The 20,308-nt window shown below is 63.9% G+C and carries 18 protein-coding genes; 4 read left to right on the top strand and 14 right to left on the bottom strand.

The genetic code is table 11. The features are described from left to right. Nucleotides 1-91: 91 nt before the first annotated feature. Entirely contained in the window at nucleotides 92-2,833 is a 2,742-nt protein-coding gene (mdeB, locus tag BLW71_RS16115; protein WP_091797662.1) for an alpha-ketoglutarate dehydrogenase, read from the top strand. Between the two features lie 19 nt (nucleotides 2,834-2,852). On the opposite strand, the gene BLW71_RS16110 is transcribed toward mdeB, so the two are convergent. The 7 genes from BLW71_RS16110 to BLW71_RS16080 all read right to left on the bottom strand — a co-directional run bounded on the left by BLW71_RS16110 (nucleotide 2,853) and on the right by BLW71_RS16080 (nucleotide 11,694). Further along, nucleotides 2,853-3,965, bottom strand: a complete 1,113-nt coding sequence (locus tag BLW71_RS16110; protein ID WP_091797659.1) for a diguanylate cyclase — start codon at nucleotides 3,963-3,965, stop codon at nucleotides 2,853-2,855. A 60-nt stretch (nucleotides 3,966-4,025) separates the two neighbouring features. Next, nucleotides 4,026-5,042, bottom strand: coding sequence for a chemotaxis response regulator protein-glutamate methylesterase (locus tag BLW71_RS16105; RefSeq protein WP_091797656.1), 1,017 nt, complete (start codon nucleotides 5,040-5,042; stop codon nucleotides 4,026-4,028). Between the two features lie 17 nt (nucleotides 5,043-5,059). After that, nucleotides 5,060-7,456: a hybrid sensor histidine kinase/response regulator gene (locus BLW71_RS16100; protein ID WP_091797653.1), complete on the bottom strand. Its 2,397-nt coding sequence runs from the start codon at nucleotides 7,454-7,456 to the stop codon at nucleotides 5,060-5,062. Continuing rightward, complete coding sequence (locus BLW71_RS16095; RefSeq protein ID WP_091797650.1) at nucleotides 7,453-8,133, bottom strand: chemotaxis protein CheW; 681 nt, start codon at nucleotides 8,131-8,133, stop codon at nucleotides 7,453-7,455. The genes BLW71_RS16100 and BLW71_RS16095 overlap by 4 nt, the downstream gene beginning before the upstream one ends. After that, a complete protein-coding gene (locus BLW71_RS16090) occupies nucleotides 8,126-9,544 on the bottom strand; it encodes a CheR family methyltransferase (protein ID WP_091797647.1) in 1,419 nt (472 codons plus the stop codon). The genes BLW71_RS16095 and BLW71_RS16090 overlap by 8 nt, the downstream gene beginning before the upstream one ends. Continuing rightward, complete coding sequence (locus BLW71_RS16085; RefSeq protein ID WP_091800916.1) at nucleotides 9,541-10,005, bottom strand: chemotaxis protein CheW; 465 nt, start codon at nucleotides 10,003-10,005, stop codon at nucleotides 9,541-9,543. Before BLW71_RS16085 ends, BLW71_RS16090 begins: the two co-directional genes overlap by 4 nt. Before the next feature lie 63 nt (nucleotides 10,006-10,068). Beyond that, entirely contained in the window at nucleotides 10,069-11,694 is a 1,626-nt protein-coding gene (locus tag BLW71_RS16080; RefSeq protein WP_091797644.1) for a methyl-accepting chemotaxis protein, read from the bottom strand. Between the two features lie 287 nt (nucleotides 11,695-11,981). Between BLW71_RS16080 and BLW71_RS16075 the strand changes: the two genes are divergently transcribed. Further along, nucleotides 11,982-12,308 carry an ecotin precursor gene (locus tag BLW71_RS16075; RefSeq protein ID WP_091797641.1) on the top strand — a complete coding sequence of 109 codons (327 nt, stop codon included), beginning with the start codon at nucleotides 11,982-11,984 and terminating at the stop codon, nucleotides 12,306-12,308. Nucleotides 12,309-12,390: 82 nt separating this feature from the next. Here BLW71_RS16075 and BLW71_RS41665 read toward each other — a convergent pair whose 3' ends face one another. The 3 genes from BLW71_RS41665 to mnmE all read right to left on the bottom strand — a co-directional run bounded on the left by BLW71_RS41665 (nucleotide 12,391) and on the right by mnmE (nucleotide 15,580). After that, nucleotides 12,391-12,552, bottom strand: coding sequence for a hypothetical protein (locus BLW71_RS41665; protein ID WP_177205047.1), 162 nt, complete (start codon nucleotides 12,550-12,552; stop codon nucleotides 12,391-12,393). Nucleotides 12,553-12,797: 245 nt separating this feature from the next. After that, complete coding sequence (locus BLW71_RS16070) at nucleotides 12,798-14,012, bottom strand: tyrosine-type recombinase/integrase (protein ID WP_091797638.1); 1,215 nt, start codon at nucleotides 14,010-14,012, stop codon at nucleotides 12,798-12,800. A 173-nt stretch (nucleotides 14,013-14,185) separates the two neighbouring features. Next, entirely contained in the window at nucleotides 14,186-15,580 is a 1,395-nt protein-coding gene (gene mnmE / locus BLW71_RS16065; protein WP_091797635.1) for a tRNA uridine-5-carboxymethylaminomethyl(34) synthesis GTPase MnmE, read from the bottom strand. A 369-nt stretch (nucleotides 15,581-15,949) separates the two neighbouring features. On the opposite strand from mnmE, the gene BLW71_RS16060 reads away from it, so the two are divergent. After that, entirely contained in the window at nucleotides 15,950-16,366 is a 417-nt protein-coding gene (locus tag BLW71_RS16060; RefSeq protein ID WP_091797632.1) for a helix-turn-helix domain-containing protein, read from the top strand. A gap of 401 nt (nucleotides 16,367-16,767) precedes the next feature. Continuing rightward, complete coding sequence (locus BLW71_RS16055) at nucleotides 16,768-17,175, top strand: transcriptional regulator (RefSeq protein ID WP_091797629.1); 408 nt, start codon at nucleotides 16,768-16,770, stop codon at nucleotides 17,173-17,175. A 155-nt stretch (nucleotides 17,176-17,330) separates the two neighbouring features. Here BLW71_RS16055 and yidC read toward each other — a convergent pair whose 3' ends face one another. The 4 genes from yidC to rpmH form a co-directional block, all read right to left on the bottom strand. Further along, nucleotides 17,331-18,989 (bottom strand): membrane protein insertase YidC, encoded by a 1,659-nt coding sequence (gene yidC, locus BLW71_RS16050; protein WP_091797626.1) that lies wholly within the window; start codon nucleotides 18,987-18,989, stop codon nucleotides 17,331-17,333. A 30-nt stretch (nucleotides 18,990-19,019) separates the two neighbouring features. After that, the gene (gene yidD / locus BLW71_RS16045; protein ID WP_081936011.1) at nucleotides 19,020-19,250 is read right to left on the bottom strand and encodes a membrane protein insertion efficiency factor YidD; all 231 of its coding nucleotides are present in this window, start codon (nucleotides 19,248-19,250) and stop codon (nucleotides 19,020-19,022) included. A gap of 106 nt (nucleotides 19,251-19,356) precedes the next feature. Beyond that, nucleotides 19,357-19,842, bottom strand: a complete 486-nt coding sequence (locus tag BLW71_RS16040; protein ID WP_091797623.1) for a ribonuclease P protein component — start codon at nucleotides 19,840-19,842, stop codon at nucleotides 19,357-19,359. A 23-nt stretch (nucleotides 19,843-19,865) separates the two neighbouring features. Further along, complete coding sequence (gene rpmH / locus BLW71_RS16035) at nucleotides 19,866-20,000, bottom strand: 50S ribosomal protein L34 (protein ID WP_004198824.1); 135 nt, start codon at nucleotides 19,998-20,000, stop codon at nucleotides 19,866-19,868. Nucleotides 20,001-20,308 lie beyond the last annotated feature (308 nt).

Below are 20,308 nucleotides of genomic sequence, written 5' to 3'. Positions count from 1 at the left end.
CACAAGCAAATGAGACGCTCATTTTGCAGGCACGTGGTTACCATTGACTCATTCGAACCTGATCTGAACGCGGCGATGCGGGAGTGGTGCCATGACGGATTTGTCCAGCGGTAGCAAGCAAGTGCGGTTTTTGAACACAGAGCATGCGCACACCAGGGAGCAGGCCGATCCTGATCCGCAGGAAACCGCCGAATGGCTGGCGGCGCTCGACGGCGTGGTCGCGCATGTCGGCCGCGAGCGCGCGCAGTTTCTGTTCGACAAGCTCGCGAGCCATGCGCTGACGCTTGGCGTGGAATCGGCGCGCACGAACGTGACGCCGTATCAGAACACCATCCCGTTCGAGCAACAACCGCGCTATCCCGGCAATCTCGAACTCGAAGAGCGGCTCGCCGCCGCGCTGCGCTGGAATGCGCTCGCGATGGTGGTGCGCGCGAACAAGGCTTACGGCGAACTCGGCGGGCATATTGCGAGTTATGCGTCGGCGGCGGATCTGTTCGAGGTCGGATTCAACCATTTCTTCCGCGCCGCCGCGCCGGGCGGCGAGGCGGGCACGGGCGACCTGATCTACTTCCAGCCGCATTCGTCGCCGGGTGTCTACGCGCGGGCTTTTCTCGAAGGTTTCCTCTCCGAGGAGAACCTGCAGCACTACCGGCGCGAGATCGGCGGCCCGGGCTTGTGCTCGTATCCGCACCCGTGGCTGATGCCGGACTTCTGGCAGTTCCCCACCGGCTCCATGGGCATCGGGCCGATCAATGCGATTTATCAAGCGCGTTTCATGCGGTATCTCGCCAATCGCGGCCTCGTGCAAACGGAAGGCCGCAAGGTGTGGGGCTTTTTCGGCGACGGCGAGATGGACGAGCCGGAGTCGACCGCCGCGCTGTCGCTGGCCGCGCGCGAGGGGCTCGACAACCTCGTGTTCGTGATCAACTGCAATCTGCAGCGTCTCGACGGTCCGGTGCGCAGCAACGGCCGCATCATCGACGAACTGGAAGCGCAATTCATCGGCGCCGGCTGGAATGTGATCAAGGTGATCTGGGGCTCGGATTGGGACGCGCTGTTCTCGCGCGACCGCACCGGCGCATTGCTGCGCGCCTTCGCGCATACCGTCGACGGCCAGTTCCAGACCTTCTCCGCGAACGACGGCGCGTACAACCGCGAACGCTTCTTCGGTCAGAACCCGGAGCTTGCCGCGCTCGCCGCGCAACTGAGCGACGACGACATCGACCGCCTGCGCCGCGGCGGCCACGACGTGCGCAAACTGCACGCGGCCTACGCGAAGGCGCTGGCGCATCAGGGCCAGCCGACGGTCATCCTCGCGAAGACGATGAAGGGCTTCGGCATGGGCACCTCGGGCCAGGGCCGCATGACCACGCATCAGCAGAAGAAACTCGACTTCGACGACCTCAAGGCGTTTCGGGATCGCTTTCGCCTGCCGCTCACGGACGAGGACGTCGAACAGGTGAGGTTTTACAAACCAGCGGAAGACAGCCCGGAAATGCAATACCTGCATGCGCGCCGGGCTGCCTTGGGAGGCTATCTGCCCAGAAGGCGGCGAGTCGCATCGAAGGGACTGATCGTCCCGCCGGTGTCCTCCTGGGGGCAATTCGCGCTGGACTCCAATGGTCGCGACATGTCCACCACCATGGCGCTGGTTCGCATGTTGACAGCGCTGCTCAAGGACGTGGAAGTCGGCCCGCGCGTGGTGCCGATCGTCGCCGACGAGGCACGCACCTTCGGCATGGCGAACATGTTCCGCCAGGTCGGCATCTATTCGCCGCTCGGGCAGTTGTACGAGCCGGAAGACCTCGGCTCGATGCTGTACTACCGCGAGGACACGAAAGGCCAGATTCTCGAAGAGGGCATTTCGGAAGCGGGCGCGGTGTCGTCATGGATCGCGGCGGCGACCTCGTACAGCGTGCACGATGTACCGATGCTGCCGTTCTACATCTACTACTCCATGTTCGGTTTCCAGCGGATCGGCGACCTGATCTGGGCGGCGGCGGACCAGCGTGCGCGCGGTTTTCTGATCGGCGCGACATCCGGCAAGACGACGCTCGGCGGCGAAGGCTTGCAGCATCAGGACGGCACGAGCCATCTGGCGGCATCGACGATTCCGAATTGCCGCGCGTACGACCCCGCGTTCGCCTACGAGGTTGCCGCGATCGTGGACGAGGGCATGCATGAGATGCTCGACGTGCAACGTGACGTGTTTTATTACGTCACGGTGATGAACGAGAACTACGCTCAGCCTTCGGTGCCGGGCGGCAATTTGCAGGCGCTGCGCGAAGGGATTCTCAAAGGTATTTATCCGCTTGCCGCGCCAGCGCAGGAGGGCACGCAAGCCACGGTGCAATTGCTCGGCGCCGGTGCGATTCTCGGTGAAGTGATCGCGGCTCAGCAGATGTTGAAGGACGATTGGCAGATCGACGCCGCCGTGTGGAGCGTGACGAGTTTCACCGAGTTGCAGCGCGACGGCATGGCGGCGGAACGGCTCGCACGTCTTGGTGAAGCGACCGGCGCGCCCTATGTCACGCAAGCGCTTGAAGCGTCGCAAGGCCCGATCATTGCCGCGACCGACTACGTTCGCGCCGTGCCGGAGCTGATCCGCGCGTATGTGCCGCGCCGCTACGTGACGCTCGGCACCGACGGCTTCGGCCGCAGCGACACGCGCCAGGCGTTGCGCGAGTTCTTCGAAGTGGACCGCAAGTCGATCGTGATCGCCGCACTGAAAGCCCTGGCGGACGAGGGCACGATCGACGCGAGCCGGCTTGCCGAAGCGCGTCGCAAGTATCTCGGCGACGCAGCGGCCGGCGCGGCGTCCTGGCAATGCTAGGAACGCGCCTCGCGGACGATCAGTCGCTCACCGCGACCTGGTTCTTGCCGTCCCGTTTCGCGCGATAGAGGCCGATGTCGGCGGCTTCGATCAGCTTCGTCACCGGCTCGGCGAGCGACGGCACGAGCGTCGCCGCGCCGATGCTGATCGTCACCACGCCGGCTGCGGAGCCCGAATGCGGAATCGCCAGATCTTCGATTGCGATGCGGATTTTTTCCGCAAGCAGACGCAAACCACCGGCCGACGTGCCCGGCACCACCACGGCGAACTCTTCACCACCGAAGCGCGCCGCGAGATCGGGCGAGCGGCCGAGGCATGATTCGACGGTGTGCGCGACGCGTTTGAGCACTTCGTCGCCGGCGACGTGGCCGTAGGTGTCGTTGTACGCCTTGAAGTTATCCACATCGATCATCAGGAAGCCGAGGCCGGTCTTGTCGCGTGTGCCGCGACGCCATTCGGCCGCCAGATATTGATCGAGGTAGCGCCGATTCGACAGGCCCGTCAGGCCGTCCGAATGCGTGAGGCGCTGCAATTCCAGATTGGTCGCGAGCAATTGTTGCTGCGATTGACGCAGCGCCTGATAGGCCTCGTCGCGTTGCAGCAGATTCAGATACGAGCGCGAGTGATAGCGGATGCGCGCAATCAGCTCGATGCGATCCGGCAGTTTCACCAGATAGTCGTTGGCCCCTGCCGCAAAGGCGGCGCTCTTGACGAGCGGCTCTTCCTTGGTCGACAACACGATGATCGGAATGTCGCGGGTCGCCGGATTCTGCCGGTATTGGCGCACGAGCGTGAGTCGGTCCGTGCCCGGCATCACCAGGTCCTGAAGGATCACCGTCGCGCGCGTTTCGGCGGCGCAGCGCAGCGCGTCGTCAGGCGAGGCGCAGTAGTGGAAGTCCACGCTCGCTTCGTCCGCCAGCGCCTGACGCACCGCTTCGGCGATGATCGCCTGGTCGTCGACCAGCAACACCATGATCGGACACTCGGCCGCGGGCGGATTGCCGAGAATGCGCGCGAGCGCATCGTCGACGGCGAGATTGGCCGCGTCCACCGCGTCCAGCGTCTGCGCGTTCGCGTCGACTTGCGCGAGATCCCGCGCGGCGGCGTTCTGATGCGGTTCAGGAGTGTCCATGTCGTTCAGCCAGAAAAGATGTCAGTGAATCAAAGCGGGTCATAGGCGGCGAGTACGCGGCTAGCGGGAGCTGACCGCCGTCGCGAGGGCGGCGGCGATGCGCGGCAAGGGCAGGATCGCGGCGGCGGCGTCGAGCGCCGCGGCCGCTTTCGGCATGCCGTACACGGCGCTGGTCGCCTCGTCCTGCGCGATCGTGTGATAGCCCTTGGTGCGCATCGCCTTGAGTCCGATCGCGCCGTCGCGGCCCATGCCGGTCAGCAGCACGCCGATGGCGCGCGCCGGCCAGCGGGCCACCACGCTGTGAAAAAACACGTCGACGGAAGGGCGATACGGCGTCTCTTCCGGGACGCGCGTGTAGCCGAGCACGTTGGGCAGTTTCAGATGCAGATGATCGTCGGTGGCGGCGAGCAGCACGACGCCCGCTTGCGGCCGGTCGCCTTCACTGGCGATTCGCACCGGCAGCGCCGATTGCTGATTCAGCCAGTCCGCCATGCCGGCGGCGAAGGCCGCGTCGACGTGCTGCACGATCACGACGGCCGCCGCAAAATCCTTGGGCAGGCCGGCGAGCAGCGTGGCCAGCGCAGCGGGTCCGCCCGCCGACGCGCCGATCGCCACCAGCGGCGTGTCACGGTTCGTCGCGCAGGCGGGCGTTGTCGCGGCGGCCGCGCCGGGTGCGTTGCGTTCCTTGACGAGCGCCGCGATACGGTCGATTTTCGCGATCAGCGTGGCGATGCTCTTGTGCGCGTCGGGACCGCTCAGCGACGGCGTATCGACCGCGTCGAGCGCGCCCGCGCCCATCGCTTCATAGACGCGCCATGCGTTCGCGCCCACGTCGACGGTGACGATCAGGATCGCGCAGGGCGCGCGCGCCATGATGCGGCGCGTGGCCTCGATGCCGTCGACGTTCGGCATCACCAGATCCATCAGCACGATGTCGGGCCGCTGCGCCGTGCAGAAATCGACCGCCTGCTGGCCGTCCTGCGCGATCCACAGCACCTCGTAGTCGTGGCGTGCCGCGAGTGCGCGACGCAGCGCCTCGACGGCGAGCGGCATGTCGTTGACGATTCCGATTTTCATCCGTTTTGCCCGTAGGTTTAACCGTAAGCTTCGCCGATCAGATCACGCACCGCATCGAGCAGTGCTTCGTCATGAAAACTGCCTTTCGCCAGATAGTAGTCCGCGCCCGCATCCAGCCCGGCGCGGCGGTCCTCTTCGCGATCCTTGTACGAGACGATCATCACCGGCAGTGACTGCAACTGCGGATCGCGCTTGATCAGCGTGACCAGTTCGATGCCGTCCATACGCGGCATGTCGATGTCGGTGATCACGAGGTCGAAGCGCTCGCCGCGTACCGCGTTCCAGCCGTCCATGCCGTCCACGGCGATCGTCACGTCGTAACCGCGCATGGCGAGCAGCTTGCGTTCGAGCTCGCGCACGGTGAGCGAATCGTCGACCACCAGCACGCGACGGCTGGTACGCTGAGCCGCGTGCGCGACGCCGTGTTGCGTGTGCCGGAGATCGCCGCCCGCCACGAGCCGTTCGACGGAGCGCAGCCAGTCGTCGACATCGGCGATCAGGACCGGATCGCCGTTCTCCATCAACGCGCCGGCGGTGATGTTGCGAATCTTGCCGAGGCGCGGATCGAGCGGCTGCACCACCAGCATCCGCTCGCCAAGAAAGCGGTCGACCACCACGCCGTAGGTTTGCGGGCCGTCGCCGATCACGATCATGCTGACGGCGTCGCTTTCATCCGCGGGCGGCGCGGTGTCGAGAATCTGATGCGCGGTGACGACGCCGATACGCCGGCCGGAAAAAGCGATGTGCTGATGCCCTTCGAGCAATTCGATCTCGGCGCGGCTCACGTGCAGCGTGCGGTTCACATGCGCGAGCGGCACCGCGTACGGCTCGCCCGCGACTTCGATCAGCAGACTGCGGATCACCGAAAGCGTCAACGGCAACTGCAATTGCACGCGCGTGCCGAGACCGGCCTCATGCGTGATCCGCACCGTGCCGCGCACGCGTTTGACAATGTCGTGCACCGCGTCGAGTCCGACGCCGCGGCCCGACACGTCGGTCACCTGATCGCGCAGCGAGAACCCCGGCAGGAACAGGAATTCGAGCAACTCGGCTTCGGACAGACGCGTGGCCGTTTCCTCGCTCGCGAGCTTCTTGCGCACGATCGACGCACGCAGCGCGTCGAGATCGATGCCCGCGCCGTCGTCGGAAACGGTGATGAGCAGCGCGCCGGCCGTGTGACGCGCGTCGAGCGTGAGCGTGCCTTCCTCCGGCTTGCCGCGCGCGAGGCGCACGGCGGGCGCTTCGATGCCGTGGTCGAGCGCGTTGCGCAGCATATGGCCGAGCGGCGCTTCGAGCAGATCGAGAATGTCGCGGTCCACCTGGGTGGATACGCCGACCAACTGCCAGCGCACCTTCTTGCCGAGCGAACGCGCGACGTCGCGCACCATCCGCGCGAGGCCGCTCGTGCCGTCGCCGAATGGACGCATGCGGCATTGCAAAGCGGCGTCGTAGAGCTGTTGCGACAGATGCGTCGAGCGACGGTCGAAGCTCTCCAGGTCGGCGAGACGCTCGGCCAGCAGATGCTGCGATTCGGCGGTGAGGCGGCGCACTTCTTCGAGCGCGGCTTGGGCGCGCGGATCGAGCTTCAGATCGGCGAGCGTTTCGTGCAGTTGATCCAGCGCGCGGGTGCTGTCGCGTTGGACGCGTTTGACGCGCAGCATGGATTGCGCGAAGGGTTTCAGCCAGCGCGATTCGACTAGCGATTCGCCGGACAACGACAGCAGGCGGTCGAGGTTGTCGGCGCGCACGCGCAGCATGCGGCCGGATTCGGCCGTGATGTTGCTGGCGCTGTTCGCGCTGTTCGAGGCGGACGGTTTTGCGGATGCGGCGTCTGGTGCATTCTGCTGGGTGGCCTCGGCGCGCAACGCGTCGGCTATCAGGTTGAACGCGGCGTCGGGGTCCGGGCGTGGGTCCGCGCTTGAGCTGACAGCAGGCGTGGCCGATGCCGCGGCTGCGCTTGGCGCGGGTTCGGATACCATTGCGGCCGGCGGAGTCACATCGCGCCGTATTACGGCCCCGTGCGGCAACACGTCAACCATACGCGCCTGCAACGAGGCCACGCACGCACCCACCGCATCGCGTGCCGATTCGTCCTCATCATTGCCGATACGCGCGACGATATCCACGCCGCGCAGCAACTCGTCGATCCAGGCCGGGTCGAGCAACGCGCGCCCTTCCTGCGCGGCGACGAAGCAATCCTCCATGGCGTGCGCGAGTTCGACGCCGACCTGCACGCCGACAATGCGCGCCGCACCCTTCAACGAATGCGCGGCGCGCATGCAGGCCTCGAGCGCGGCGGCATCGCGCGGCGCGCGATCGAGCGTGAGCAGTCCGTCGTTCAGTACGCGCGCCTGTGTCCGCGCTTCTTCGCGGAACAGATCGATTAGCGACGGGCGGCGCGGCTCGTCGGTCATCCGAGACTCCGGTTCAAGGTGTCGAAGAGCGCGTCGGCGTCGAGCAGGCCAACGCTCATGCCGCGCCACGGTGCGACGGCGCGCGTATGCGCGGCGGCCGCTTGCGAGAGCGTGGCGGGCGGCGGGCAAAAACTGGCCGCCGCGATGCGGTGCACGCCGTCGACCTGGTCGACGGGGAACACCGCGTGTTCTTCCGCGCGCGAAACCACCAGCAAACGCGGCAGATCGTGGCGAGCACGGTCGTCGCGCGCGGCGGTATCCGTTTCGAAACCGAGCAGGTGCGCGAGCGACAGGCACACCAGCAACTCGCCTCGCACATTCACCACGCCGAGCACCGCGCGATGCTGCCGATGCGGCAACGTGTGAATCGGCCGCGTCTGCACGATGCGCTTGAAGATCGGCGTGGGCAGCGCCAGCCATTCGTCGCCGATGCGAAACACGAGGAACGATTCGCTTGCGCCTTGCACATCATGCTGCGCTTGCGCCGGCGCGCGAGCGTCATGCAGCGACAGATCCACCTCGGGAATCGGCCGTTCCAGCAGTTTGGCTGCAGCGGCTTCGAACACCGGGCAATTCAGGCAGCGCACATGCTCGACGAGACGCTCGCACGACGAATCGCCGCGCACGCCGATGCGATTCCAGCAGTCGTCGAAGCTCACCGTCTGCGCGTCAGCCACGTTGCGCTCCCTGTGCGCGCGCCGCGCGCTGCATCAACAGGCGCGCGCCGTCGCGGTCGCCCTCGAGTTCGAGCGACGTCGCGAGATGCGCGAGCGCTTCCGCGTGCTGCGGATCGAGATACAGCGCCTTGCGATAGTGTCCGCGTGCGAGGTTCGCGTCGCCGTTGGCATCGGCGAGAACGCCGAGCAGATAAAACGCGTCGGCGTGCGGAGCGTGGTGCTCCAGATAGGCGTTGATTGCCGAAGCGGCTTGCGCGAGGCGGCCGGCGTCGGCGAGTGCACGCGCAGCCTGCAACGTGTCGCTTGCCGCGTGGGTCGTTGCGGGGCTTGGCGCGGACAGCGGGTTGGGTACCGACGATGCGGCTATCGACATCTTGCGCATGGGTGGCGCAATGCTGTCACGCGGCGCGAACTGCGTGGCGCCATGGAACGGCGTGCGCGCGACCTGACCGGGCCACGCGAAAGGCTGCGCGGACAACGCTTGCGCTTGCGCAATAGCGGGCATTCGTGAAGGCGTCATCGCGAGCGCGGCGGCGGTGGGGAGCGGCGCGGCGCGCCAGCCGTTCGACTGCGCTTCGTCGGGCGCGCCGCGATGAAATGCGAAGGCCAGCGGGATCCTGGCGGACTGCATACCGTAGCGCATCAGCAGCCCGGTTTCCGCAGGGCCTACGAACAGCGTGCCGTTTTCGGCCAGCACGCTATTGAGCGCCTGCAACGCTTTCTGCTGCGCGTCGCGGTCGAAGTAAATCAGGACATTGCGGCAGAACACGAAGTCGTAGACGCCAAGCGCCGACGCGTCGAGCTGCATCAGATTGGCGCGCGAGAAACGCACCGCTTCCACGATGCGCGGCGCAAGACGCCAGCCGTCCTCGGTACGCGTGAAGTGCGCGTCGCGGAACGCAAACGCATTACCGCGAAACGAATTGCGCCCGTACACGGCGCGCTGCGCGACGGCGAGCGAACGGTCGCTGATATCCATTGCGTCGATACGCAACTGTGTGGCGTCGATGCCCGCATCGAGCAGCGTCATCGCGATCGTGTACGGCTCCTCGCCGGTCGAGCAAGGCAAGCTCAGGATACGCAGCGGCAGTGCGCCGCCGCGTTCGGCAAGGCGCTCATGCGCGAGCCGCGCAAGCGCCTTGAACGCGTCGGCGTCGCGGTAGAACCAGGTCTCCGGCACGACGACCGTTTCGATCAGCGACTGCAGCATGGCCGGCGAAGTTTGCGCGGCTTCCCAATAGTCGGTGAGCGTGGCTTCGGCGTGACCCTCCGCGTACCAGGCGGCGGCGCGCTGATCGACGGCACGTTCGATCGCACTATGACCGAGCGACGCCGCGTCGAGCCCCATGGTTCGATGCAGCAGTTCGGCGAAGCGTCGATAAAGCGGCGCGTTGTCGTGATGCGCGTTCATGCGTGCGCCTCGGGAAACAGGAGCGCCTTGACGTCGTCGGGCAGCAGATGCTCGACGCGGATCCACTGCACGAGGCCGCCCGCATCGCTCGCGACCGGGCCGAGATAGCGCGCGTGCGGCATGTCGAGGCCGGCATGCTGAAATGCCGCCACGTCGAGGCGAATGGTGCGCGTCGCGCCTTCCAGCAGCAGCGCGAGCAGACGCGTCGCGCCCGCATGCGGATAGCGCACCAGCACCACGCGCGTGGACATGAGTTGTGCTGCGGGGCGGCCGAGCGCGAGCGCCGGCAGATCGATCAGCGGCAGCGGTGAGCCTTCGTAATCGAGTACGCCTGCCACCCATGAGGGCGCGCCGGGGATCGTCTTCGGCGGCGACTGCGGCGTGAGCGGCATCAGACGCTCCACCTGCGTTGCGTCGATCACGTACCGTTCGCTATCGAGCGTGAAGAGGACGAAGAGCATCGGCATGTGCGTGGGCGATGGATAGGCGTGCGGGGCCGGTTTCGAGCTGCGCGCCGTAGCGCGTCAGGCCGTCACCTTGAAGCGCGACACACCCGTGCGCAGACTATTGGCGACGTGCGTCAGATCGTCGATCGCCTGGGTCGACTGGCGCAGCGATTCCGCGGTCTGTTGCGCGGCCTCCGAGAGTTGCGTCAGTGCCTGGGTGATCTGCTCGGCGCCGGTGGCCTGCGTTTGCATGCCTTCGTTCACCATCGAGAAACGCGGCGCAAGTTGCTGCACCTGCTGGATGATCTCCGTGAGATGGCCGCCGACGTTCTGCACGTCGAGCATGCCGCGCCGTACCTCTTCGGAGAACTTGTCCATGCCCATCACGCCGGCGGCGACCGCCGACTGGATCTCCTTGACCATCTGTTCGATGTCGTAGGTCGCCACGGCGGTCTGATCGGCGAGGCGGCGGATCTCCGTAGCGACGACCGCGAAACCGCGACCGTACTCGCCGGCCTTTTCCGCTTCGATCGCCGCGTTCAGCGAGAGCAGGTTGGTCTGGTCGGCGACCTTGGTAATGGTGGCGACGACCTGGTTGATGTTGCTGGCCTTCTCGTTGAGGATGGCGAGCTTCGCGTTGACGGAGCCCGCCGCTTCCATCACGAGGCGCATGGTTTCTTCCATGCGCGCGAGGCCGGCATGGCCGGTGCCCGCGAGCACCGCCGACTGGCCGGCCACTTCCGACACTTCGTTCATGGTGCGCAGCAGATCGCGCGAGGTCGCGAAGATTTCACGCGACGTGGCGCCGATTTCGGTCGTGGTGGCGGCGGTTTCGTTCGCGGTGGCTTGTTGTTCGCGCGAGGTCGCGGCGATTTCAGTGACCGACGTGGTGACCTGCACCGCCGACTTCTGCGCCTGGCCGACCAGCGCGGTGAGTTCGTCGGTCATGCGGTTAAAGCCGGCTTCGAGCGCGCCGATTTCGTCCGCGCGATTCAGTTGCAGGCGTTGGGTCAGGTCGCCCGTGCGCATGACGTCGACGACTTGCAGCACCTTGGCCATCGGCATGGTGACGGCGCGCAGCAGCCAGTAGCCCGCCAGCGCGGCGACGACGGCGGCGGTGAGCAGCATGACGAGCAGCACGATGCGGGTTGTCTCGACCGAACTGCGGATGCTGTCTGCGGCCTGGTCCGCGTAGCCTTTGTTGTTCTCGACGAGCTTGCGCACGGAGAGCCGGCCGGTTTCCCAGAGCGGCGTGAGTTGCGTATTGAAAATGCGCGCGGCGTTGTCTTTCGAAGACGGCAACGCGTCCAGCACCGACGCCTGGATCGGCAGGTACTGCGCCTGTTGCTGACGGAAGTCGTTGAAGAGGTCGCGATCGACGTCGCGGAAGATCGTCGCGCCGTAATCGCTGATGAGCTTCTGGAGCGTTTGCTGGGTCTCCTGCAAACGGGCTGTGTCGCGCTTCACGGTGTCCGGGTCCGCGTCGACATAGATGAGGCGCTGCGTGACGCTGTAGTTCTCGAACCACGCCGCACGCATTGCGGTCGCGTAGTAAAGGCCGGGCATCGAGTCCTGCTGCTGGCTCTTCGCATCGCGGTCAATGCCGCCGAGCTGTTGGAAGGTGACGATTGCCATTGCCAGCATCACGATCAGCACGATCCCGAAGCTGCACAGAATCCGTTGCCGGATGGTCCATTGTTTCACGCGAACGCCCCTTACTTTTGGCTTTGTCTCGACCGGTGTTGTCGACGTGGTCTGTCCTGAATCGACGGGTCGGAAAGCTTTACGGGTCGTCAGATTTACCCGACGGCTTATGTGGCGAATTTTACATTGATCGGGCGAATGACAGGCGAACAAAGGAACTGGAGGCCGGTTCGCGACGAGCGCCGGTTAGTGCGTTACATGAGTAATGTGCCGTTACCACTTGCAGCATCTATTTCCGCGTGCGACAGCCACAATCGGTTCCATGCCTGAACGGCGAGGAGTCAAACATGAAAAAGATCGCAGTGGCGTTGTTGATGGTGGGAAGTCTGAGCGTAGCCGGGCAAGCATCGGCGCACGGCAATGGTGGCGACGTGGTGGGTGCGTTGATTGGTGGCGCCGTGCTGGGGGCCGTAGTGACCTCCGCGCTGAATCCGGCGCCCGTGGTGGCTTACCAGCAGCCCGTATACGCGCAGCCGGCGTATCAGCCCGCGCCCGTGTACGCCCAGGCGCCGCCGGGATACTGCTATGACCAGTACCAGCGTGCCTACGTGGCGTGCGGTGCGCCGCCGCCGCCCGCGCAGTATGGATATCCGCAACCGCAACCGGGTTGGTGATTGCGCAGCGCGCGCATGCTGTGCGCGTCACAGTAAAAAAGGCCGTCGCTCGATGCGACGGCCTTTCATTTCATTGCGCCGATTAGTGCTTGTGATGCAGCCACTCCGCGTAGTGCGTGTCCAGCCAGCGCTCGAGTTTTTGCGGCTTTGTCTTCTGGTGGTAGCGCGACGCGGCCCAGATTGCCACGCCGACCAGCAGCATCACGGTAGGCCCCAGCAAATAAGCTATCAGTGATTCAGACATGGGAGCCTCCGTATCGGGTTGCGTGCAACCTTCAGTGTAGGCGATCAAACGCGGGAAAAAAGGACCGCGTGATTCAATCGTGGCGCACGCTTGTTGGTGTGGGATTTCTCCCTTTCGAAACCTGGCGTGAAATTGAATTTCTCAATTAAGGCAATGAGTTACCGATGACGTGAGTGGTGCTGTGTACCAAATGACGACTTGTTGTGACAGCCGGCGGAACGGCACCAGGATTGTTGCAGGGCCTTTCAGGGCGAGGCGGTCATGGCGTCGCGGACGCCCTTGATCTGCTCGTCGACGAAGTCTGCCCAACGCTGCATGATTCGGCGCTGATCCGCGGCGTTTTCCGCATTCGTGCCTGGCTTCATGCGCTCGGGCACTTCGCCCGTAGTCTGGTCGAGCGCGTCCGCGTGCTCCGTCATCTCGCGCACGTGCGCCGTTGCAGTGCGCCGGAAGTCATGCAGGACGAAATGCTCCACGTCGAGACCAAGCGCCTTAACGGCCTGGTTCAACGTACTCTTGGCGATGGGCCGGTCGTCGCCCCTGACGCTCGGGAATACGAAGTTTCGGCTGGCTTTGGCGTGCTGCAGCTCGCGCAGCATGGAAACCGCCTGATGCGAAAGAGGCACACGCTGATCGCGGTCTTTTTTCAGGCGCGCGGCGGGGATCGTCCATAACGCTTTGTCCAGATTGAATTCGGGCCACGTCGATTCGACCAGGTCCGATTTGCGCGCCATGGTCAGCACCAGCAGATGCAGCGCCAGCTTCAGGGGCCGGCGGATGCTCGACGCGTCGATCGAGCGAAACATGGCGCCGATTTCGTCGCCCGAGAGCACGCGGTTGCGGGTGTCGAAGGTGGCGATGGAGCGCGCCGGAACGACCTCGGCCGGGTTGCTGACCGCGAGTTGCCGCGCAATCAGATACTCATAGAGACGTTTGATCACATTGCGCGTATGCAGTGCCATTTTCGGCGAACCGCGGCTTTTGATTCTGTCGCATATCGCGACGATATCGGCGGCGGTGACCGCTTTGATCGGCATGTGGCCGATGGCGGGCAGGACGTCCTTGTCGAGCGCGCGCCGCGTGGTGCGGCGATATTCCTCCGACTTGCCCGCCATTTCTGTCGCGAGATAAAGCTCGGCGGCCTCGCGCAGGACGTCCGCCTTGCTTTCCGCGCCGCGATCGCGCCGCGCTGTGGCGACCGGCGAAATGCCTTGAGCAACCATCTCCGCATACTTTTGAGCTTTCGCTCGCGCGACGCGCAGGGAGATCATCCGGTAATCGCCGATCGTGGCGAGCGGCTGGCGCTTGCCGTTTAGCGAATAGCGGAAGCGCCAGACCTTGGTGCCGGTCGTCATGACTTCGATGACGAGACCGTTGCCGTCCGCGACGCAATAACGGGTGGCGCGCGGTTCGAGCGCGCGGATCTGGGCTTCGGTGAGGGGAACGGCTAGACGGGGCATGCTCGGATCGTTCAAACACGGACAGCGGCGATTTTAAACCTATGCCGGCTGTGTACCAAAGAATTTGCTGTTTTTGGGTCAACGAAGGGAGTTTTTGCATCCGCGATGGCACGCTCTCGGTGCTCCGGGAAGTCTTCCAGGTTGGCTTTCTTAGGCGAAGAGGCGATTCCCGTTCACTTGCCGATACAGAATCTGCTAAAAATCACTCCGAGAAGATCGTCCGAACTGAATTCGCCGGTGATCGAATTCAACTGGTCTTGGGCGAGGCGTAGTTCTTCAGCGAACAGATCAAGCGCCTGCGAGTTTTGATCCGCATGCGCGGCGGCGGTCGCGAGATGCTCTTCGGCGGCGCGCAGTGCAATCAGATGCCGCTCGCGCGCCAGGTACACGCTTTCCGCGCCCGCTTGCCAGCCGGCGATTCGCAGTAACTCGTCGCGCAACAGCGCCACGCCGTCGCCTTGTTTGGCCGAGAGCCGCACTTCGCTCAGTTCGAGTTCGGCGTCGAGTGTTTGCGCTGCTGGCGCGAGGCCCGTCAGGTCAGTTTTGTTCAATACGCGTACCACTGGCACGCCGACCGGAAAGCGTCCGGCGATCACCTCGTCTTCGGCTGTCATGCCGGTGCGTGCATCGAGCAGATGCAGCACGACATCCGCACGCTCGATCTCACTCCAGGTGCGCGCAATGCCGATTTTTTCGACTTCGTCCTCGGTATCGCGCAGGCCGGCCGTATCGATCACGTGCAGCGGAATACCTTCGATCTGAATGGTCTGCGCGACCTTGTCCCGCGTCGTGCCGGCGATCGGCGTGACGATGGCCAGCTCCGCGCCCGCCAGCGCATTCAGCAACGACGATTTGCCGACGTTCGGCTGCCCGGCCAGCACCACCGAGAGGCCTTCGCGCAACAACGCGCCTTGCCGCGCTTCGCTCAGCACGTGGGCGAGCCGCTCGCGAATCCGCGCGAGCTTGCCGCGGGCGTCGGCGGCTTCGAGGAAGTCGATCTCTTCCTCGGGGAAGTCGAGCGTCGCTTCGACGAGCATGCGCAGCGTGATCACGTCTTCCACCAGCGCGTGAATGTCGCGCGAAAACGCGCCGTCGAGCGAGCGGCCCGCTGAGCGCGCGGCGGCCTCGGTGCTGGCCTCGATCAGGTCGGCGACCGCTTCGGCTTGCGCCAGATCCAGTTTGTCATTGAGGAACGCGCGGCGCGTGAATTCGCCCGGTTCGGCGAGACGCAGACCGAACGCGCGGCCGGCATCGATGCAACGTTGCAGCACGAGTTGCAATACCACCGGACCGCCGTGTCCCTGCAGTTCGAGCACATGCTCGCCGGTGTAGGAATGCGGCGCCGGGAAGTACAGCGCGATACCACGGTCGAGCGCGTTGCCGCTGGCGTCGAGGAACGGGACGTAGCTGGCGTGGCGGGCCGCGAGCGTCTGACCGGTGAGCGCTTGCATGAGCGGCTGGGCCGCCGCCTCGCCCGCTCGTCCGAACGAGATCCGCACCACGCCGATACCTCCCCGGCCGGGCGCGGTGGCAATGGCGACGATCGGATCGGAATCGGTGGTGAGCATAGAGGTGTGGCAGAAAAACAGAGAGGAGGGCGGGGTGCCGGCGGTCAACGCGGCGCGAGGCATTGTAACGCGGCGGTGTGTGAAGGCTGGCCGACGGCGCGGCGGAGCCGTCGCTTTGACGACTCGGAGCTGATTTCGGATTTATCTCACAAAAGCTAAATTGTGCTGTGATTTTTTGAGAATCACTAAGATTGAACGAGATGGCTATGTGCCCATCAGACTGTAAAAAAGGGCAAAGACGCACAATTTTTTAAAATCGCGCCAGCGTCACGGCTGGCGCTGGCAAAAGCTAAAAAATATATTAATTTCGATAATTGCTAGCCTGATTGGTGGAGAACCCATGGCTCGAGCGCTTGCACAATCCGATCCATGACGACCAAACCATTGAAAGCCGCGTTTGCCGAACGACTCAGCCGCTCGATGAAGCGGCGCAATATTTCCAACGGGGCCGAGCTCTGCAGAAAATTCAATCTCATCCACACCGGCGCAGATGTGACGGATCAGGCCATCTACAAATGGCTCGACGGAAAAACGATGCCGCGTCCAGCCAACCTGCGCACGCTAGCCAAATTGCTGGACGTGGATAAGCATTGGCTGGCCTACGGACTGTCGAAGGGTACGAAGGCCAAGCCGCTCGCGCCCGGCGAGAATTATCCGCTTTCGGCCGAGACGATCGAATGGGAGCCGCAAAAGGGTGCGCTGGTTTTGACGATAAACCTCGAAGACCGTGCCGGATTCCAGGAGGTGACTGTCCGCCTTACTAGCCAGAATGGCGAGGAAAGTTAGTGAGGGTGGGGCCTGCGGGCCTTTCCTTTGATCGCTGATGCATTCGGCGCTCAACGGCTTCGTACCGACCGGCCTCGGTAGTACCAGATCGTGTCGACCTAACACCCGGACGATCCGGACGACTGCGCCGCCTGACGGACTGCCGGCCGGTTAACGCCACAAGCAAGTCGGATTTATCTCAATTAGGCTAGGATTGCTACCGCGTTTCTTGCGGAAAAATAGGACGCCGCCGAACCTTAAGGCCACGAGCGGCCCACCGCACAACGAAAAACAACAAAAAATGACAACTTCGGCAGACGCGTTGTTCGGCGGCGCCTGCAAGCTAAATGTATCTCAAATAAGCTATAACGAAGCCTGGCTGGTTGTCAACTGGTTGAACGTTGAATTGCACAATCCGGCCCATGCCGACCAACAAAGAAAAAGCCGCCTTCGCCAAACGGTTGAAGGACCTGCTAGAGCCGCTGAAAATTCGCGGCGGGACCAAACTCGCCGAGCAATTCAATCTCCGCTACCGGGGTGAACGTGAGGTTACGCCGCAGACCGCTCACAAGTGGTTATCCGGTACGACGATCCCGAAGCCGGACAAGTTGCGCACGTTGGCCGAATGGCTGAACGTCAAGGAGCATTGGCTTCACTACGGACCGCCACCGGGCACGAATGCGAGGCCGTTGGCGCGCGGTGAAAAATATCCGCCGACGCCGGAGACGATCGAACTTGCTTCGAAGATTCAGTCGCTGACGCCGAAAGACCGCTTTCTGGTCGAAGAGATGATCGTGCGCTTTTACGGTGAGGATGCGGAAGGCGAGTGACGACCGCATCGTCGTTTGAGCGCGTTTAACCTGACCATAAAAAATGCCGCCCGGTTTGCACCGGGCGGCATTTTCTTTCGCTGCTTCGTTGTCAGTCAGACGCGGCTTGCATCAGCCTGCGCTAGCGGGCGTTGCCGCCCGCCTCAGCCGCGAAATTAGGCAGCTTTGGTTTTCGCCTGGCCCATCATTCGCGTGATGTAGTACTGCTGCGCGATCGAGAGCACGTTGTTCACCACGTAGTACAGCACCAGACCGGCCGGGAAGAAGAAGAACATGACCGAGAACGCGATCGGCATGAACATCATCATCTTGGCTTGAACCGGGTCCGGCGGCGTCGGGTTCAGCTTGGTTTGCAGGAACATCGAGACGGCCATCAGCACCGGCAGAATGAAGAACGGATCCTGTTGCGACAGATCGTGAATCCAGAGAATCCACGGCGCGCCGCGCATTTCCACCGACGATAGCAGCACCCAGTACAGCGAGATGAACACCGGAATCTGAATGACGACCGGCAGACAGCCGCCGAACGGATTGACCTTCTCGGTCTTGTACAGCTCCATCAGCGCGGCGTTCATCTTCTGCGGATCGCCTTTGAAGCGTTCACGCAGTGCTTGCATGCGCGGCGTGATCGCCTTCATGCGCGCCATCGACTTGTAGCTCGCGGCCGACAGCGGGAAGAACACAGCCTTGATCAGCAGCGTGAGCAGCACGATCGACCAGCCCCAGTTGCCGACATAGCTGTGGATCTTCTCGAGCAGCCAGAACAGCGGCTTCGCGATGATCGTCACCCAGCCGTAGTCCTTCACCAGTTCCAGACCCGGCGCGATGCCCTCGAGCATGCGCTCTTCTTCCGGACCGGCGAACAGGCGCGCGGAGACGTCGACGGTTTGGCCCGGGGCGATGGTCGCGACCGGTTCCTTCACGCCGACGCGGTACAGCGCCGGATCGATCTTCTCAACGTAGATGTCGCGTTTCGCACCTTGCTGCGGAATCCAGGCCGACGCGAAGTAATGCTGAACCATCGCGATCCAGCCGTTGTCAGCCGAAGTCGCGTAATCCTGCTTGTTCTTGTCGATGTCGCCGAACGTCATCTTCTGGAAGTGATGCTGGTCGGTGTAGACAGCCGGCCCGATGAACGTGTGCGAGAAGCGCGGCGTTTCCACCGGCTGGTCGTCACGCACCAGTTCCATATAGACCGACGGGCTCACCGGCGTGGTGCCGACGTTCTGGATCTTCGTGTCGACGCCGATCACATAGCTGCCACGCGTGAACGTGTAGGTCTTGATGACCTTCACGCCGCCCTTCACCGGCGACTCGAAGCTGAGCTGGAACGACTTGGCGTCGCCCGTCAGGTCGTGCGGCTGGTTCGGCAACGGCGTGTAAATGTCGTTGTGATTCGGGAAATCGCCGCCGAGCAGGCCCGTGCGCGCCAGATATGTATGGTTCGCGGTGCGGTCGAACAGCGTGATGACGAGATCCGGTTGCTTGCCGTCGCCTTGCTTGACCAGCGACAGCTTCGACAGCGTGCCGCCGCGAGTGTCGATTTCGCCGCTATAGACGTCGGTGTTGAACTTGATCAGTTGCGATTGCGTGGCCGCCGGCGCGTTGCCCGGAGCGGCTGCGTTCGTGGCCGGCAGATCGGCGGGCTGGGTTCCCGGCGTCGTGGTTCCCGGTGCGGCGCTACCGACGGTCTTGGTCGGCGTGGCGCTCGGGAAGAACATCGACGGGCGTCCGTGGTCGCGTTGCCAGTTGTCGAACAGCATGACCGCTGACATGAAAAAGATGACCCATAGGACGGTGCGTTTGATATCCATGCGTTGTCTCAGTGTCGATGGAACGGCGCGTCAGCGCTTTTCAGAAGTGGGAGGCGGGACGAGATCGATGCCGCCCGCGGAAAACGGGTGGCAGCGGCAAATACGCCTGGCGGCGAGATAAGTCCCGCGCGCGGCGCCATGATACTGGATTGCTTCGCGCGCGTAATCAGAGCAGGAAGGGTAAAAACGGCACCGGTTGCCGAGCATTGGGCTCACGGCAACCTTGTAGAAACGCAGTAAAGCGAAAAGTACCGTTTGCATGGCTGGTGCGGCCGGACGGCGCCGCGCAACGTGGAGTACCGGGCGACGCCCGCGCAGCACGGCCGCCGGAGCGGCCTGAACTGCAAAGCGGGCAGTCACTTGAGCGTCATTCCGTCTTGGGCGCTTCCGCGGGCGGCGCCTCGCGACGGGTCACTTCGCGCGCTGCCTTGTCGAGCAGCGCCTCGATTTCGCTGCGGCACAGCGCCCTCAACGGCGGCGACGAAGCGCTCGGCAAAGCCTTCTTGTCGAAGCGCGTGTGCAAACGCAGCAGCACATCCCAACCGCCGAATTCCGCGCGACGCAGCCGGAAGGCTTCACGCGCGATTCGACGTACCAGATTACGCGTGGCCGCGCGCGGCGCATACTTCTTGCCGATCACGAGGCCTAAGCGAGCTTCGTTGCCGGTGGGCCGGCCGTACACCACGAAGTGCGCAGTGCGGCGCCACGGGCGCAAACGAAAAACGGATGAAAATTCATCCGTTTTCAGCAGCCTTGCGGCTTTGGGGAAGGCGGCTTGCGCTCGCAACGGAACCGAGCCCAGTTGCTGCGCTTCAGCCGTTCCCGCGTCACCGCGGGCTTCACTACCCGGCATAAGCGTCGCGTGCAACGCCTGCCTTAGATGGCGAGGCGCTTGCGGCCCTTCGCGCGACGTGCGTTGATGACCTTGCGGCCACCTGCGGTCTTCATGCGAACGCGGAAGCCGTGGGTGCGCTTGCGACGGGTAACGGAAGGTTGGTAAGTACGTTTCATGTTGCTCTCACTTGATCGAAAAATAACCGCGCGATCATCGCTGAAAGCGCAATGGCCGGAGGTTTACTGAATTGGTTTTCGCGGAACCCGCTATTTAAACCGGTTTTTCGTTGACCGTCAATAGTTTAGCCTGGTTCGGCCGTTCCCCGCGAGCAGTTCGCCAGGTGATCCGTCCCTGTGGATAACTCCCTTGTGGGTCCGATTTGGCGTTAGAATCTCGCCTTACTTCCCAAAAATCCTGCACGCCGCTCCGGCTCGCTTGCCCCGCAAACCCTTGTGGCACAAGCGCCTGGAGCCATTGCGCCTGG

Origin of the sequence: Burkholderia sp. WP9 (genome assembly GCF_900104795.1) — a bacterium.
Lineage (GTDB): Bacteria > Pseudomonadota > Gammaproteobacteria > Burkholderiales > Burkholderiaceae > Paraburkholderia.
Note: the sequence above shows the minus strand (reverse complement) of the source record. Positions and strands in the feature narration are given on the sequence as shown.

What these genes read in the sequence shown, in the direction of transcription:
- mdeB (WP_091797662.1), top strand. Translation starts at nt 92, where the DNA reads ATGACGGATTTGTCCAGCGGTAGCAAGCAAGTGCGGTTTTTGAACACA.
- BLW71_RS16110 (WP_091797659.1), bottom strand. Translation starts at nt 3,965, where the DNA reads ATGGACACTCCTGAACCGCATCAGAACGCCGCCGCGCGGGATCTCGCG.
- BLW71_RS16105 (WP_091797656.1), bottom strand. Translation starts at nt 5,042, where the DNA reads ATGAAAATCGGAATCGTCAACGACATGCCGCTCGCCGTCGAGGCGCTG.
- BLW71_RS16100 (WP_091797653.1), bottom strand. Translation starts at nt 7,456, where the DNA reads ATGACCGACGAGCCGCGCCGCCCGTCGCTAATCGATCTGTTCCGCGAA.
- BLW71_RS16090 (WP_091797647.1), bottom strand. Translation starts at nt 9,544, where the DNA reads ATGAACGCGCATCACGACAACGCGCCGCTTTATCGACGCTTCGCCGAA.
- BLW71_RS16085 (WP_091800916.1), bottom strand. Translation starts at nt 10,005, where the DNA reads ATGCTCTTCGTCCTCTTCACGCTCGATAGCGAACGGTACGTGATCGAC.
- BLW71_RS16075 (WP_091797641.1), top strand. Translation starts at nt 11,982, where the DNA reads ATGAAAAAGATCGCAGTGGCGTTGTTGATGGTGGGAAGTCTGAGCGTA.
- BLW71_RS41665 (WP_177205047.1), bottom strand. Translation starts at nt 12,552, where the DNA reads ATGTCTGAATCACTGATAGCTTATTTGCTGGGGCCTACCGTGATGCTG.
- BLW71_RS16070 (WP_091797638.1), bottom strand. Translation starts at nt 14,012, where the DNA reads ATGCCCCGTCTAGCCGTTCCCCTCACCGAAGCCCAGATCCGCGCGCTC.
- mnmE (WP_091797635.1), bottom strand. Translation starts at nt 15,580, where the DNA reads ATGCTCACCACCGATTCCGATCCGATCGTCGCCATTGCCACCGCGCCC.
- BLW71_RS16060 (WP_091797632.1), top strand. Translation starts at nt 15,950, where the DNA reads ATGACGACCAAACCATTGAAAGCCGCGTTTGCCGAACGACTCAGCCGC.
- BLW71_RS16055 (WP_091797629.1), top strand. Translation starts at nt 16,768, where the DNA reads ATGCCGACCAACAAAGAAAAAGCCGCCTTCGCCAAACGGTTGAAGGAC.
- yidC (WP_091797626.1), bottom strand. Translation starts at nt 18,989, where the DNA reads ATGGATATCAAACGCACCGTCCTATGGGTCATCTTTTTCATGTCAGCG.
- yidD (WP_081936011.1), bottom strand. Translation starts at nt 19,250, where the DNA reads ATGCAAACGGTACTTTTCGCTTTACTGCGTTTCTACAAGGTTGCCGTG.
- BLW71_RS16040 (WP_091797623.1), bottom strand. Translation starts at nt 19,842, where the DNA reads ATGCCGGGTAGTGAAGCCCGCGGTGACGCGGGAACGGCTGAAGCGCAG.
- rpmH (WP_004198824.1), bottom strand. Translation starts at nt 20,000, where the DNA reads ATGAAACGTACTTACCAACCTTCCGTTACCCGTCGCAAGCGCACCCAC.